At 37.5% G+C, this 15149-nt stretch carries 12 protein-coding genes and 1 pseudogene; 6 read left to right on the top strand and 7 right to left on the bottom strand.

Translation table 11 applies throughout. The features are described 5' to 3' along the window. Positions 1 to 2: 2 nt before the first annotated feature. The 3 genes and pseudogenes from IGJ52_RS12970 (at position 3) to IGJ52_RS12960 (ending at position 5000) form a co-directional block, all read left to right on the top strand. Entirely contained in the window at positions 3 to 965 is a 963-nt protein-coding gene (locus IGJ52_RS12970) for a bacteriophage abortive infection AbiH family protein (protein ID WP_129194904.1), read from the top strand. 750 nt (positions 966 to 1715) lie between these two features. Further along, complete coding sequence (locus IGJ52_RS12965) at positions 1716 to 2132, top strand: (deoxy)nucleoside triphosphate pyrophosphohydrolase (RefSeq protein ID WP_002381045.1); 417 nt, start codon at positions 1716 to 1718, stop codon at positions 2130 to 2132. Beyond that, positions 2125 to 5000: pseudogene (locus tag IGJ52_RS12960) on the top strand (DUF3427 domain-containing protein). The gene IGJ52_RS12965 and the pseudogene IGJ52_RS12960 overlap by 8 nt, the downstream one beginning before the upstream one ends. 48 nt (positions 5001 to 5048) lie before the next feature. On the opposite strand, the gene IGJ52_RS12955 reads toward IGJ52_RS12960, so the two are convergent. The 5 genes from IGJ52_RS12955 to IGJ52_RS12935 all read right to left on the bottom strand — a co-directional run bounded on the left by IGJ52_RS12955 (position 5049) and on the right by IGJ52_RS12935 (position 10295). After that, positions 5049 to 7568: a sigma 54-interacting transcriptional regulator gene (locus IGJ52_RS12955; RefSeq protein WP_368561327.1), complete on the bottom strand. Its 2520-nt coding sequence runs from the start codon at positions 7566 to 7568 to the stop codon at positions 5049 to 5051. A gap of 147 nt (positions 7569 to 7715) precedes the next feature. After that, positions 7716 to 8543, bottom strand: a complete 828-nt coding sequence (locus IGJ52_RS12950; RefSeq protein ID WP_002381048.1) for a PTS system mannose/fructose/sorbose family transporter subunit IID — start codon at positions 8541 to 8543, stop codon at positions 7716 to 7718. Next, positions 8540 to 9355 carry a PTS mannose/fructose/sorbose/N-acetylgalactosamine transporter subunit IIC gene (locus IGJ52_RS12945; protein ID WP_002365419.1) on the bottom strand — a complete coding sequence of 272 codons (816 nt, stop codon included), beginning with the start codon at positions 9353 to 9355 and terminating at the stop codon, positions 8540 to 8542. Before IGJ52_RS12945 ends, IGJ52_RS12950 begins: the two co-directional genes overlap by 4 nt. Before the next feature lie 16 nt (positions 9356 to 9371). Then, positions 9372 to 9863: a PTS system mannose/fructose/N-acetylgalactosamine-transporter subunit IIB gene (locus tag IGJ52_RS12940; protein ID WP_002419643.1), complete on the bottom strand. Its 492-nt coding sequence runs from the start codon at positions 9861 to 9863 to the stop codon at positions 9372 to 9374. Between the two features lie 12 nt (positions 9864 to 9875). Beyond that, entirely contained in the window at positions 9876 to 10295 is a 420-nt protein-coding gene (locus tag IGJ52_RS12935; protein WP_261998595.1) for a PTS sugar transporter subunit IIA, read from the bottom strand. 256 nt (positions 10296 to 10551) lie between these two features. On the opposite strand from IGJ52_RS12935, the gene IGJ52_RS12930 reads away from it, so the two are divergent. The 3 genes from IGJ52_RS12930 (at position 10552) to IGJ52_RS12920 (ending at position 13413) form a co-directional block, all read left to right on the top strand. Next, positions 10552 to 11487: an ABC transporter ATP-binding protein gene (locus IGJ52_RS12930; protein ID WP_002383178.1), complete on the top strand. Its 936-nt coding sequence runs from the start codon at positions 10552 to 10554 to the stop codon at positions 11485 to 11487. Then, complete coding sequence (locus IGJ52_RS12925; protein ID WP_002354811.1) at positions 11480 to 12250, top strand: ABC transporter permease; 771 nt, start codon at positions 11480 to 11482, stop codon at positions 12248 to 12250. The genes IGJ52_RS12930 and IGJ52_RS12925 overlap by 8 nt, the downstream gene beginning before the upstream one ends. Before the next feature lie 188 nt (positions 12251 to 12438). Further along, positions 12439 to 13413: a tRNA dihydrouridine synthase gene (locus IGJ52_RS12920; protein ID WP_010715483.1), complete on the top strand. Its 975-nt coding sequence runs from the start codon at positions 12439 to 12441 to the stop codon at positions 13411 to 13413. Between the two features lie 57 nt (positions 13414 to 13470). On the opposite strand, the gene IGJ52_RS12915 is transcribed toward IGJ52_RS12920, so the two are convergent. After that, positions 13471 to 15006, bottom strand: coding sequence for a zinc ABC transporter substrate-binding protein AdcA (locus IGJ52_RS12915; RefSeq protein ID WP_002389398.1), 1536 nt, complete (start codon positions 15004 to 15006; stop codon positions 13471 to 13473). A gap of 20 nt (positions 15007 to 15026) precedes the next feature. After that, complete coding sequence (locus IGJ52_RS12910; RefSeq protein WP_002383181.1) at positions 15027 to 15149, bottom strand: putative metal homeostasis protein; 123 nt, start codon at positions 15147 to 15149, stop codon at positions 15027 to 15029.

The raw sequence follows: 15149 nt of genomic DNA, 5'->3' as shown, positions 1-15149 counted from the left end.
GAGTGAGTATTATAAATAAGTTATTTATTATAGGGAATGGATTTGACTTAGCCCATGGAATTCCCTCTACATTTAATCATTTTAAAGAATATCTTAGGTACACATACGAGTATGTGTATGACGAATATCCTAATCTATGGCTACAATCATATACAGATTACGACGGAGGAGAGTCTTATGAAATTGAAGGTTGCGCACAAATAATAGATTTCATGATTTGTAATAGTTGCTCAAATATTAGTTATGAAGGAGATGGAGAGAACTGGAGTGATTTTGAAAAGGCTATGGGGTATTTTGATTACTCTTTGTTAGAAGAAGACATAGAAATTCAATATGATAAAGAAGGTGATATAAATCCTTTTCATACAGGGAATAATCATGAAGATGCATACAATGATTTAAGAAATGTGATGCTAAAGTTACCTGAGCTTTTTTCAGAATGGATAAACAATATTTCAACTCCTGAAAACTGTTTTTCTGTCTTCAACTTGAATAGTTATTATTCTTTTTCAGAATTAATTGACAAAGAAAACGATACTTTTCTAACGTTTAATTATACTGAAACATTAGAAAATCTGTATGAAGCAGAGAATGTTATCCACATACATGGAGATCAAACATCTCCTATTGTAGGTCACAACAATGATTTTCAAATGGATGAACAAGTTTATCACCAAGATACTTATGTAAATTCTATGAATGAAGCATTAAAAAAACCTACATCTAGAATTATTAAAGAAAATTTGTGTTTTTTTAAAGAATTACAGGGAGATGTTGATTCTATTTATTCATATGGCTTTTCTTTCGGAGAAGTTGATTTAATCTATATTGAGGAAATATTTAAACATTTAAACTCTGAAAATATAATATGGTATCTTCACTATTATGACAAAACCAAAAATGAAAAATATAAAGAAAAAATAAAAAAGTGTGGGTTTCTAGGTTCGTTTTCTGAGTTTAATTAATAGAATTCTCTGACGTGCAAGATATTTTATTTGGTTACGAATTTTAGTTACGAGTATTTGAAATTTGCTCAAATATTGTGAAGCTTCTTTTATCTTATTTTTATAGAAACTGTTGGTATTATTATATTCTGAAACTATATGATATCTGAGATTAGCTAACCAGGTCTTAAGAAAGCTCGTAGAGCTTCACAGTTCTCAAAACGTTAATTATTTGGAGTCGTTACGATCTTGTTCGCTTATCAATCAATTACAATGTTTCAAGACACTTTCCATTTTTTGGAAGGTGTCTTTTTTTATGGTAGCGGCAGTGTGTGTTCTGTCATAAACCAGTATATAAAAATTCACATACTGACAATATGTTTATCTTTCTTACCAAGAGAATAATTGATTCCGATTTCAGCAAGTATACTCATTACGAATAACGCACTTACGCAGATGATACATTTCTTTTTAGTTGATTTCCTCATTTTGATCGCCGCTATTTCTTTTTTCTTTGAATTCATCATACGTTTTTGGGAGATATTTCTTTATTAACTTTTTCTCTCTTGCGTTTTGGAGGGAGTAAGTTGCGGTTTTTTGAGAGATTAGTATGTTTAAACTGAAGAGTTATTAAATAATTAAAGTATAGTAAATCAAAAAACAAATATAATAAATGAAATTTACGCCACTAATATTGCAACCATAGCTTATTTATGCGATCCTAAATATAATAAAACTAACAAAATCAATTAGATTAGAGGGTTAAAATATATGAAAAAAGAAATTCACGTAGTAGGAGCAATCATAGTGGAGAACGGGAAAGTTTTGTGTTGTCAAAGAGGACCTGAACGTGCATTAGCAAATCTTTGGGAATTTCCTGGTGGAAAAATCGAGAATGGTGAGACGAAAGTTCAAGCGCTTGAACGTGAATTGCAAGAAGAATTAAAAATAGAAGTAACGATCGTCAAGGAAGAGTATGCTTTTTGTCGATATGAGTATGATTTTGGTTTCGTTAATCTAACTACATTTATCTGTTATTTAGAATCAGGTGAACCTCAGTTGACAGAACATCTACAAATTAAATGGCTAACGCCAAATGAATTAAACCAACTTGAGTGGGCGCCTGCTGATATTCCTACTGTGGAAAAATTAGTAGAAAAAGGTGTGGGAACTGAACAAAATGGATAATTTAGAATTGGCGTTACAAAAGGCATTTATTAATAAAGAAGCTCTAGGTGACGATCTTACACCTAAATTTATTGTGAACAATCCCAAAAAACATGATTATTTATTGAATACATTGAGTAAAGATTTGAAAAGCTGTAAGACTTTTTTTATAGCCGTTGCATTTATAACACCTAGTGGTTTAAATGCAATAAAAACACAACTGGCTGATCTGGCTTTGCGTGGAATCTCTGGAAAAATCTTAACATCAACATACTTAAATTTTAATGATCCACACGTATTTCGAGCATTGTTGAATATTCCAAATGTAGAAGTACGAGTTTCTAAAAAAGAAGGTTTTCATTCAAAAGGATATTTGTTTGAGATGGAGGATTATCAAAGCTTTGTTATTGGTAGTTCGAACCTAACAATGTCTGCTTTGAAACTTAACTATGAGTGGAATGTTAGATTAACTTCAAGAGAGAATGGCGAGATGGTTTCTTCTATTCAAAAGCATCTCATTCAAGAATGGCATGAGGCACAGTCGCTAACCCTAGAATGAGTAGAAGCATTTGAAAAAAATTATCATCCTATTGTTAATAGAAAGATGTTAGTACAAGATGTTTCTGAAAACGAGTGTTTAGATACGCAATATATTTTGCCGAACTCTATGCAGAAAGAAGCGCTTAGAAGTTTAAAATCGCTTAGAGAAACGGGCGCAACTAAGGGAATGATTGTTTCTGCGACTGGTACAGGGAAAACGTATTTAGCAGCATTTGATGTGCAGCAATTCAATCCTAAACGTGTATTATTTATTGTTCATAGTGAGCTAATTTTAATGAAAGCATTAGAATCATTCAAATTGATTTTAGGTGGAAAAGATGATGATTATGGTGTTTTATCAGGGAATTCTAAGAATTTTGATGCAAAATATCTATTTGGAACAATTCAAACAGTATCTAAAAGTGAATATCAAGAGCGTTTAGGAAAAGAAGCGTTTGACTATATTTTGATTGATGAAGTCCATAAAGCTGGAGCGAAATCTTATATTAAAGCCATTGAATTTTTCAATCCCAAGTTTTTATTGGGAATGACGGCTACACCTGAAAGAACAGATAATTTTAATATCTTTGAGCTATTTGATTATAATGTAGCGTATGAAATACGTTTGCAAGCCGCTTTAGAAGCAGAACTGCTTTGTCCATTTTATTATTTTGGCGTAACTGATTATGAAAAAGATGGTGAAATCATTGATGAAACAACTGATTTAAAACGTTTGCTACAGGAAGAACGAGTTGATTTTTTAATAAAAAAATTAACTATTATGGTTATTCGGGAGATAGTCCTCGAGGCTTGGTGTTTTGTAGTCGTAAAGACGAAGCAAGGCAGTTAGCAGAGATGTTTAACGATCGTGGAATTCCGAGTGCTTATTTATCTGGTGACCATAATTTTGATAAAAGAGAAAAGGAAATTAAGCGTTTAGATACTGGAGAGATTCATTATATCTTCACGGTTGATATTTTTAATGAAGGCATTGATATCCCTAAAGTAAATCAAGTAATTATGCTGCGAAATACGCAATCTAGTATTATTTTTATTCAGCAATTAGGTCGGGGGCTAAGAAAAGACCCATCAAAAGAATTTGTTACGGTAATTGATTTTATTGGTAATTATAAAAATAACTATATGATTCCTATGGCTTTATCTGGAGATAGTTCTCAAACTAAGAATAGTTTACGTCGCGATACAATTGATGTGACGTATATCAGTGGTTTATCTTCAATTAATTTTGAAAAAGTTGCTCGTGAACGTATCTTTAAATCAATTGATCAAGCTAAATTAGATGCGATGTCAGAACTAAAAGCTAGTTATTTTAAGTTGAAAAATCGGTTGAATAGGGTTCCTTACCTGAATGATTTTCAAGTGTTAGATGGCGTGGATCCATTGTTGATTATAGGTAAAGAAAAAACATACTATAATTTCTTGGAGAGAATTGGGGAAACAGAAGCTAAATTAAGTGAAGAAGAAAACGGTGCACTAAAATTTGTTTCTGTAGAATTGCTATCAGGAATTCGCCCGCATGAACTTTATGTTATTGAAGAATTTTTAATGACAGATAAAGAACAGTTATCTTTAGAGGAAATCACAGCGCTGTTTGATACGTTTAACCTGACGTATACGACAGATACTCTAGCATCTGTTGTTAAAGTCTTAGATTTATCTTTTTACGAGTCAACAATTAGAAAACGTTATTTGTTATCACAAATGTTTAAGATGAAAGAGAATTGTTTACAAATAACAGAAAAATTCAGAGAGTTTAAAAAGAATTCTTATTTTATCAATTTGATGTTAGATGTAATCCATACAGGGATTAACAAATCTATGGAGTATGATTTATCACAACCGTTAAATTTATACAAAAAATATCGTCGTAAAGATGTTTTACGATTATTAAATATGAATTTTAATCAAAATGAACAAAGTATTGGTGGATATACAAACAGTAACAATCATTTTGCTATTTTTGTAACTTTGGATAAAGGCAAAGATTTTAAAGCTGCACGTATTGCTTATGAGGATGAATTTATTGATGAACGAACATTCCATTGGTATACAAAAGCGCCTAGAAATCTACACTCACCAGAAGCTCAACTTTTGCGAAATCCTGGGGAATATAAATTTCATTTATTTGTGAAACGGAAATATAATCAAAAAGAGAATGAAACAGATTTCTATTATCTAGGCGAAGTAGTCCCTCTTCAAGAAACTATCCAACAAGTCGAAAAACAAGACAAAGAGGGTAAGAAAAAAAGCGTCGTTAAACTAGACTTTACCTTAGAAACACCTGTAGAACCTAATATGTATGAATTTTTAACGCAGAACACAAACTAAAAAAAGCCACTTTCCAGAGGAAAGTGGCTTTTCCCATCCCATCCCATCTCACCGAGAAGACAAAATTTCATAAATCACATAGAGTTCCCAGTTGGAAATCTCTATTCGATAAAACTGTTCTAGGGTATAGAAAATGTTTTTAGCATTTTGGAAAAATGGTTTTTGGTTAATGGTTAGTTCCTCAAGGTTAGCAGGGACTTCATAGTCTTCAACGCCGAGCATTGTCCGCTCTACCATGAGCGCGTTGTGCATCATTAAGTTAAATTTCATTTTGCCGCTGAGTGTGAGGTCGAAACGTTTTTCAATGTTTTTTGTAACGTTTTCGACTTGTTTAATAATAACGTCAGGATTTAGAAATTCTAGTTTTTCTGACAAGCCTTCTTTCGAGAAGAAGTGAACAAATTCGTTAATCATGCTATCAATGTTATTGGGATGCATCAAGTTTTGGAAAGGTTCCATCAACTGGGTTCCTGCATCTTCGTCTAACATGTCTAAGAGATTCACGCTAGCAACATTCGTATGGTTGTCTAAGTAAGACGTCGTCAAAATGAGCGAGGTTTCTTTTAAATAATTTTCTTCGGCGTTGGCAATGTCTAACGTGTTTACCAAATCTTTGTATTTTAGAGTAATGACTTTAATATCAGTATACAGGTATTTTTGACAGATTTGTTTGATTTGCTTGGCAATATCCAGACCTGAAATACTAGAGACAATGATATTTTTTTCCACTGAAAAGCCTTCAAAGTACTGTACATCGGTTTTAAATTTTTTTTCAGCGGTTTTAGCAATACCATAGAAAAGTTGTTCGTTCATTAATTGATGACCAATTTCCAACGCATAGGCAGTGGTCAGGTTATTGATCACCAAAAGTTCTCCAAGAATTTGCGGTTTCAAACTTTTATAAAGTTGTGTCAGAGAACCCATATCGACGAGCATAATGACGCCTTGTGAAGTGTCCCGCTGAGAAAGCCAGTCTTTAACTTCGGCGACGATATCTCGGACGGAGGAGGTTAAGGGCATGTTAATCGCATCGAAAATATAGGTACCACATAATTTGTTGGCAACGGCTTGAATACTTGTGGCAGTCGATTCACCATGCGCCACGAGGAGCGCTTGGTAAGGAATCGTTTCAGAAATTTCCCCGCTGAGTAATACAGATAAGAGTACCTCTGTCAAGAAACGGTATTCTTCTGGTAGCGGACTGACTAAGTTTTTCACGAGGGAAACCGTTCGCGGATAGTGTTCTTTTAACTGTGCTTGGACTGGAAGGAGCATTGTTTCGTTAAATGTTGGCGGTAAAATTTTCAGCAATTTGGCAACATCTTTCATCGGTTTTTCAGTTTGCTCAGGTTGGTTAATAATTAGTTTGTTTTTGGTTTGGACTTCCGTGACTAGGTTTTGTAAAAAATAATCATTTTCCAAGGTTATTTCATCGTCTAAACAATATTTAATGAATTGTGTCAGTTCAGTTTTTAAGTGGGCCAGTGTTTTTTCTTTTGTAAATAAGGCTTCAAATGTTGCGAAAATATCGGAAGAAAGTGTGTCTTCTTCTAACACTTCTTTGTCTAAAGGAATTGTAATCATTGGTTGAGTCGCATCGCCAATGACGACAGGTTGATTGGGCAAAGTTTTTCGTAATTGTGACGCGCAAAGGAGCTGCACTTTGTTGGATAAACTTCCCACGTTGCCAGGTTCGTCATTTTCTAATAATGCCGTAAAGATTTCTTCGTCCACGTTGATGTCTTTGGTCATTCGTTTCGCTTCTCGGTGAAATAAGTTTTTCAAAATCGCAATCCGTTCTCGAATGGGGCGCTCTTTGAAGTTCGGAAGTGAGACGATTACGGAAATTCGGCGATAAAAGGTTGGTAATAAGACTTTTTTCGGGTTTTCGGTGGTTGCAAATAGTAGCCGGACCTTGGAATGCACCATTCTTCCTTCTTCACCAATGGGGCGGAAGGTTCCTGTATCCATAAATTGAAAGAGTTTTTCTTGGTTTTCATTGGATAATCGATGTACTTCATCTAAAAAGAGTACGGAATTATTAGCTTGGGCCAAGAGTCCTTGTTTTTCTGATTCAGCCCCAGTAAATGCGCCTTTGGTATGGCCGAAGAGAATGGATGACAGTAATTCGGGATTGTTGGCATAATCGGCACAGTTAAAGGTGTAGAATTTTTCCAGGCCAATGATTTGTTCATTTTTCAGATACTCATAAATCAGCTTTGCCAAAAAGCTTTTGCCGACGCCACTGGCTCCATGGATTAATAAAGGCATACCCAATGGGGGATACAACATAGCGGCTTTGCATTGTTCAATGGCTTTTTTGGCGCTGCCTTGGCTACCGATGTATTGTCGAAACACATCGGTCGTGGGGGTTGTTGCACGGGTTAATTGCCAATAAACGGGTTTTTTTCCCGTTTGTTGGACTTCACCTTTTTCCAATAATTTATTTAAATATAAGCTGGTTACCGAGCGGCTTAATTGAATTTTTGTGGCAATTTCTTGTGTGCTCATCGGGGTGTTGCTGGTTTCTAAAATATCAACTAAGTGTTGGTAGGTCTCCAAGCGCATAATTCATCGTCCTTCCAAAAGAGAGGTCGGGACAGGGGTTGCTTCTGTTCCCGCCGTTTATCAGCTTTTAAGCCTGAGATAAAAATCACTTTGGATTTTTGTCTCAGGCTCTAAGTGTTTAATGATTAAATGTTTATTGTTTCAATTTTAACAGATGCCTAGTAATCCTAGCAAGATGCCTAAGAACATGATACCAAACATCACCACGTTAACATTGACTTTTTTGCGTAATAGCCAGAAAGCAAGTAATGTCACGGCTAATGGTACGATACCGACGAATAGTTGATCCAAATAGTCTTGAATTTTAACTACGTCTTCGCTTCCTTTAACGGAAACTTCAAGAATCGTTTTGAATTTTACATTCGAAGCAGTCATACTGCCCATCATCATTAAGCCTAGCATACTCGATACTTTTGTGAGTATCTTCATTCCGCCTGATTCGTACATTTTTTGGATAAAACTTTCACCGATTGAGTAGCCGCTATACAACGCATAATAGTGAATCAGGAACGCAGGAACGTTGTATAAAAGTAAGAAGACAATCGCCCCTAATGGCGAACCAGTGCTGGCTAATGAAATCCCAATACCGGCAGCAATAACACGTAAGATGCCCCAGAAGAAGGAATCACCGATGCCTGAAAGTGGCCCCATTAGTGAGGCTTTAACTGCTGTAATAGAGCTAGCATCAAAGTTTTCGTCTTCACTGTTTTGTTTTTCCATCGAAGCAACGAGCCCCATGATGAAGTTATTGATATGCATGGTTGCATTGAACCAAGTGGTGTGACGCACCAATGCCTCGGCCTGTTCTTCCTTGGTTTTATAAAAACGATTGATAACTGGGAGTAAAGTGTACATGACACCCACTGCGTGGTATTGTGTAGCTCCTGTCCGGCTAGCGTTCATCGTCCAAGAACGCCAGAAAACAGAGCGCATCATTTTTTTCTCTTCTTTAGATAAATTCTCTTTTAACTTCATGCGAAAAAGTCCTCCTCTTCGATTTCTTTCGCGCTGCCTTCAACCGCAGAAGACGCCGCCGGTTTTCTTTTTAGAATGTCGCGAAATTCTACATCCCGTTGGGCACTCACGACACAAATTACTGTCCCGATGACCGCTACCGCAACGGCTGGTAATTGTAGGTACGCGGTTAAAACAAAGCCTAAAATGTAAAAGACGGCTAATTTATTATCCCATAATAGTTTCATTAACATAGCAAACCCAACGGCAGGTAAAAGTCCGCCAGCTGCGCTTAAGCCGTTCATCAAATTTTGTGGAATGCTTTCAACAAACAGATTTACTGGCCCGCTTCCTGCTAAAATTCCGATAAATGAAATCGAAGCGATGATTAAATAATAAATGATCCACGTTCCGTAATGCAGTGTCACAACCATTTTTTGGTTACCTTCACGTGCTGCTTTGTCAAGAGAAGGAGCAAAGATATTCATAAAGACATTTTTTAAAAACATCACCACGAAAGCGGCTAACATCCCAATTGGTACGGCTAACGTCATGGCGGCTTTTTGTTCGACATTTGAAATAATTGCAAACGTTGTGGCTAAAGTAGTCGCAGTTACAGGTTCCGCTGCGATAACACCACCGATATTAACATTTCCTAAGAAAATTGCTTCTAAAGAGGCCCCCATTAGAACCCCTGTTTTCATGTCGCCCATTAAAATTCCTGTGACTAATCCAACGACTAAGGGACGTTCCATCATACTTTGACCAGTTAAATAATTCCCAGCAAAACAGATAAATACAGCTAAGGCTGCCATTGTTGCATGCATAAGCATTGTTCATTTCCTCCTTTTAATTGACGGCTTGTTTTAGACTTAATTTTGAGTTGGTTGGCAGTACTTGGTTATAGCTTTCCACGTGAGTCAAACTGGCTAATTCTTTGGCAGCTTCTAACTCTTCAGGGTTTAATTGGACACTTGGGAAAACCAGTGTTTTGGTGGCTGGATCTGATTTATCAAAGCGGCCAGCGTTGGCAACATTCACACTTTCAATATCTGTCACGTTTTTCGCAATTTTAGTAGCATCCGCTACACTGTTCACAATTACAAAAATTCGTTTGTCTTTACCACGAGGATCATTGAAGACATCAATCGCATCATCGACTGAGCGAATTAATAGTTTCATGCCATTAGGGACAGCCATTTTTAACGTCATTTGCATTACTTCGTTTTTGGCTGCTTCATCATTCGCTACAACTAATAAGGGGGCATTCAATTCTTTGGTCCAAACTACGGCTACTTGGCCGTGAATTAATCTGTCGTCTACTCGTACTTGTGTAATCATTTTAATTTCCTCCTAAAAAAAGTTTTCTTCTTCATTTGATGGGTTTAATTCAACGAATTGAATTTGTGCTTCAACAATTGCTGCTTGAATATCTTCTTTGGTTAGCTTTTCGCCTTCTTTTAAGAAAATCAGAGACAAAGCAATGGCTAAGTTGGCATTGGAAATGATAAAAACATTGTCTGGTTTTGTCATCATGACTTCTTGAACAATTTTTTGATTGACGCTACCACCATATAAATCTGTTAAAATAATAGCTTGTTCTTCTGTGCCAAGGGACTGAAGAAACGTTTGAATAATTGGCGTGTAGTCCTCAGGAGTCACATAGGCATTGATGACCGCCAGCTCTTTTCCTTTGTCTGCGAGAATATCCAAGGAACTTTGGAAGCCTTTCGCTAAGTTTCCGTGACTAGCAATTAAAAATTTTCTTTTCATTCTTTTCACCTCACTTTTATATAAAGCAAGTTCTGTGCCAAAAAAGAGAACTCTAAATCCTTGATTTGAAAGGGTTTTGACGCTCTTGAAACTGTTTAAACAGTTTCAAGTCAAAATAAACACGTTATTCGTTGGCTAGTTTGTTGTTGAAAAATAGCTAAGCAAAACTGTGAAATTTAATCAAAATAACCCCCGTTTTTATCGAGAAGTGTTACAATAATACTCATGAATATTTATACATTAAGGAGAGTTACGAATGACTGATGCTCTTGTGATACAAGATTTACGCAAAGTGTACGCTTCAGGTGTTGAAGCGTTGCGGGGGATTGATTTAACAGTCGAAGAAGGCGATTTTTATGCTCTTTTGGGACCGAATGGCGCAGGAAAATCAACGACGATTGGGATTGTGACCTCGTTAGTTAATAAGACTTCGGGGAAAGTCAAAATTTTTGGGTATGATTTAGATACGGAAATAGTGCGGGCGAAGCAACAGATTGGGTTAGTGCCGCAGGAGTTTAACTTCAATCCGTTTGAAACGGTCCAGCAGATTGTGGTCAATCAAGCGGGCTATTATGGGGTGTCTCGTAAAGAAGCCATGAAACGGAGTGAAAAGTATTTAAAACAATCCAATTTATGGGAAAAACGGAACGAGCGGGCTCGAATGCTTTCTGGCGGAATGAAACGTCGCTTGATGATTGCTCGCGCGCTGATGCATGAGCCGAAGTTATTGATTTTAGATGAACCGACTGCAGGTGTCGATATTGAATTGCGCCGTGAAATGTGGGCCTTTTTACAAGAGTTAAATGCGCAGGGAACCACGATTATTTTGACGACCCATTACTTAGAAGAAGCTGAGATGTTGTGTCGCAACATTGGGATTATTCAGTCTGGTGAATTGATTGAAAACACCAGCATGAAGCACTTGTTAGCAAAATTACAATTTGAAACGTTTATTTTTGATTTAGCACCTTATACGCAGGCGCCAGTTATTGAAGGCTATCAAAGCGTATTTGAGGACGAGTTAACGTTAGCGGTGGAAGTGGAACGAAACCAAGGAGTCAATCACTTGTTTGAACAGCTAAGTCAACAAGGAATCAAAGTATTGTCAATGCGGAATAAGTCCAACCGTTTGGAAGAGCTCTTCTTGAAGATTACTGAGGATACGTACCAAAGGGAGGATCAACATGTTTAGTCTGTATTTTACTGCTTTAAAAAGTTTAGCTGTGAAGGAAACCAACCGTTATTTACGGATTTGGGTCCAAACACTGGTACCGCCAGTGATTACGACGTCCTTATATTTTGTGATTTTTGGGAAAATGATTGGCGGGCGAATTGGCGACATGGGCGGTTTTTCTTATATGGAATTTATCGTGCCAGGTTTAATTATGATGTCAGCCATTACAAGCTCGTACGCCAATGTTTCATCTTCCTTTTTCTCACAAAAATTCCAGAAAAATATCGAAGAAATTCTCGTGGCGCCAGTTCCAACTCATGTGATTATTTGGGGATTTGTGATTGGTGGCGTTGGTCGTAGTATTTTGGTCGGTGCGTTAGTCACCATCATTTCTCTATTTTTTGTGCCGTTGCACGTTGTTTCTTGGCTGATGGTCATCATGACTTTATTGATGACAGCGATTCTTTTTTCTTTAGCTGGTTTGTTAAATGGTATTTTTGCGCAATCCTATGATGATGTATCGATTGTGCCGACCTTTGTGTTACAGCCTTTAACCTATTTGGGTGGGGTTTTCTATGCCATTTCCATGTTGCCGCCATTTTGGCAAGCTGTCTCAAAAGTTAATCCGATTGTTTACATGATTTCTGGGTTCCGCTACGGTTTCCTAGGGGTTCAAGATGTGCCAATTGGTATTTCTATGACCATTTTAATCTTATTTATTGTCGTTTTATATGGCATTTGTTGGTACCTTGTAGAAACAGGGCGTGGCTTACGTAGTTAAGCCGTAAAAAGATTAAACTGTCTGAATCACTCATTCTAGCGAGCAGATTCAGACAGTTTTCTTGTTTCTAAGTATGCCTTTTTTGATTCTTCGTGCATTTCCCTGTATAATAGCAATGTTTCGCACCAGAATATGTCGACAAGTTGTCGTTGAAAATAAAGAAAAAATCAGAAACGGAGTATATGAAGATGAGCAAGAATTTTTGGGCAACATTGCCAAAGCCCTTTTTTGTTTTAGCACCGATGGAAGATGTTACTGATGTGGTCTTTCGTCATGTCGTGAAAGAAGCTGGAGCACCAGATGTGTTTTTTACAGAGTTTACTAATTCAGATAGTTATTGTCATCCTGCAGGAAAAGACAGTGTGCGCGGGCGCCTCGTTTTTACAGAAGATGAACAGCCAATGGTGGCACATATTTGGGGGGATAAACCGGAATTTTTCCGTGAAATGAGTATCGGTGTAGCGGAGATGGGCTTTCAAGGATTAGACATAAATATGGGCTGTCCTGTGCCCAACGTGGCTGAGCGTGGAAAAGGCAGCGGATTAATTTTGCGCCCAGAAGTCGCGGCTGAATTGATTGACGCCGCCAAAGCAGGTGGCTTACCTGTTAGTGTCAAAACACGCATTGGGTTTACTGAAATGGCGGAAATGGAGGCGTGGATCACGCATTTATTAGAGCAAGACATTGCGAATCTATCCATTCATTTGCGAACACGAAAAGAGATGAGCAAAGTGGATGCCCATTGGGAGGTCATTCCGCAAATTATGGCTATTCGGGACCGTGTCGCACCGCAAACGACAATTACGATTAATGGGGATATTCCCGATCGTCAAAAGGGCCTAGAATTAGCAGAACAATATGGTGTAGATGGCATCATGATTGGTCGGGGGATTTTTAAAAATCCTTATGCCTTTGAAAAAGAACCCAAAACACATACGCCACAAGAATTACTGGGCTTGTTACGTTTACAATTGGATTTGCAAGACAAGTATGCAGAATTGGTGCCTCGCTCCATCGTTGGGCTGCATCGCTTCTTCAAAATTTATGTCAAAGGCTTTCCAGGTGCCAGTGATTTAAGAGCACAATTAATGAATACAAAATCAACGGATGAAGTGCGCCAGTTGTTAGCGACGTTTGAAGCAGAACATGGTGTGCTTGACTAAATAAAAAAAGAGAGGAGGTAGCATTTTAGCTAATGCTACCTCCTCTCTTTTGAATGCTTAATGCGCAATCATTTCTTGGGCAATTTCTTGTTTGCTTAAGTCGCTTGGATAATACGTTGGCCAGTTGTCCATTTCATTGAACAGACTTTCTTGGCTATCGCCGCCGAAGAAGATGTGGAAATGAGCGGCTTTCGTTGGTGCAATGTTGTGGTCGCTAAATTGGACGTATTTAAACCGCCCAGCATTGGCATCGTCTGTTTCAAAAAGGAAACGGACGCCACGGTTGCCTTTTGCATAGTTTAAAATTTTATAACCGGCTGCTTTATAGGTGAATTTTTGTGGTTTGCCATCGACCAGAAACTCGATGGTGGAATCAGTGATGTTGATGTGGTCGACATCGGTTTGATAGCCGGCATCATAGTAGGTTTTGTATTCGGCTGGTGTTTTATCTTTTTTCAGTTTCGCTTTGTAATCGAAGACTTGGTCTAATGTGCCATCTTTTAATAAAGGATAGACGGATTGCCAATTTCCAGCGTAATCTGCCAGTGTTCTCTCAGCCACCTCACTGTCTTTGAAATAGCCGTTAGCCACGGTTTTTTCTGTTTTTTCAGAGGTTTCTGGCTGAACCTCTTTCCCGGCTGTATCTGTTGTTTTTTTCAAAGCAGTTAAGTTTTCTTTCATTACAGAAAGATAATCTTCGCCATTGTCCATTTGTTTTTGTGTCAAACTTTCTAGCGGGTTTAGGACTTCCAATTGAACATTCGCTTCGTCAGCTAACGTTTTAGCAATTTTATCGTTGGCATTTTTTTCAAAATAAATATAGCGAATTTGGTTGTCTGTGACATATTTTTTCAACTCTGCCAAGCGCCCTGCTGTTGGCTCTTGTTCAGGTGTTAAACCAGCTATTGGCACTTGTTTTAAGCCGTAATCTAAGGCAAGATAACCAAATGCAGCATGTTGGGTAACAAAACTTTTTTGCTTAGCGTCTTTCAAAGCTGTTTGGAACTCTTTGTCTAAGGCTGTTAATTTTGTTAAGTATTTTTCTGCGTTTGTTTCAAATGTTTTGGCTTTTTTAGGGTAAAGTTTGACTAATTGTTCTTTGATGTTTGTAACTTCTTGGATGGCACGATGGGGCGAAACCCAAGTATGCGGATCTAATTCATGGTGGTGGCCTTCTTCGCCATGTTCGTGGTCATGGTCGTGTCCGTCTTCGTCACTGCCAGGAAGTAAGACCATGTTTTCGGTACCTTTAATGACGTTCGGGGCTCCTTTTTTCCAGCCTTTAGCAGCTTTTGGTACCCAAGATTCCATATTTTCATTGTGGTAAACGAAAACATCCGCATCATGGATGGTAGCCATATCTTTGGCGGATGGTTCATAATCGTGGGGTTCAGAACCAGCAGGGATTAACAATTTGACGTCTCCTTCATCGCCTACAATATTTTTAGTGAAATCGTACATAGGATAAAAAGTCGTGACAATGGATAGTTTTTCTTTACCGTCAGCGGTTTTATCAGAGGTGTTTGTTTTGCCGCAAGCGCCGAAAAGGATTAGCGATAAGGCGGCTAACAGGGGAAGAGTAAATTTTTTCATAGGTGTGCTCCTTTAGTGAATTACGCAATTTTCTTTTGTTTATTGCGCTTATGTTCTTTAATGATTTTAAGTGCGCGTTTTCGTGTTTTGATGTTGGGACTTTTCAGTCGACGATAAGCGCTAGATAAGTCAGTTTTTTCCAT

Source organism: Enterococcus sp. DIV1758 (assembly GCF_051711985.1).
GTDB classification, from domain to species: Bacteria; Bacillota; Bacilli; order Lactobacillales; family Enterococcaceae; genus Enterococcus; species Enterococcus faecalis.
This window is presented reverse-complemented; position numbering and strand designations above follow the sequence as displayed.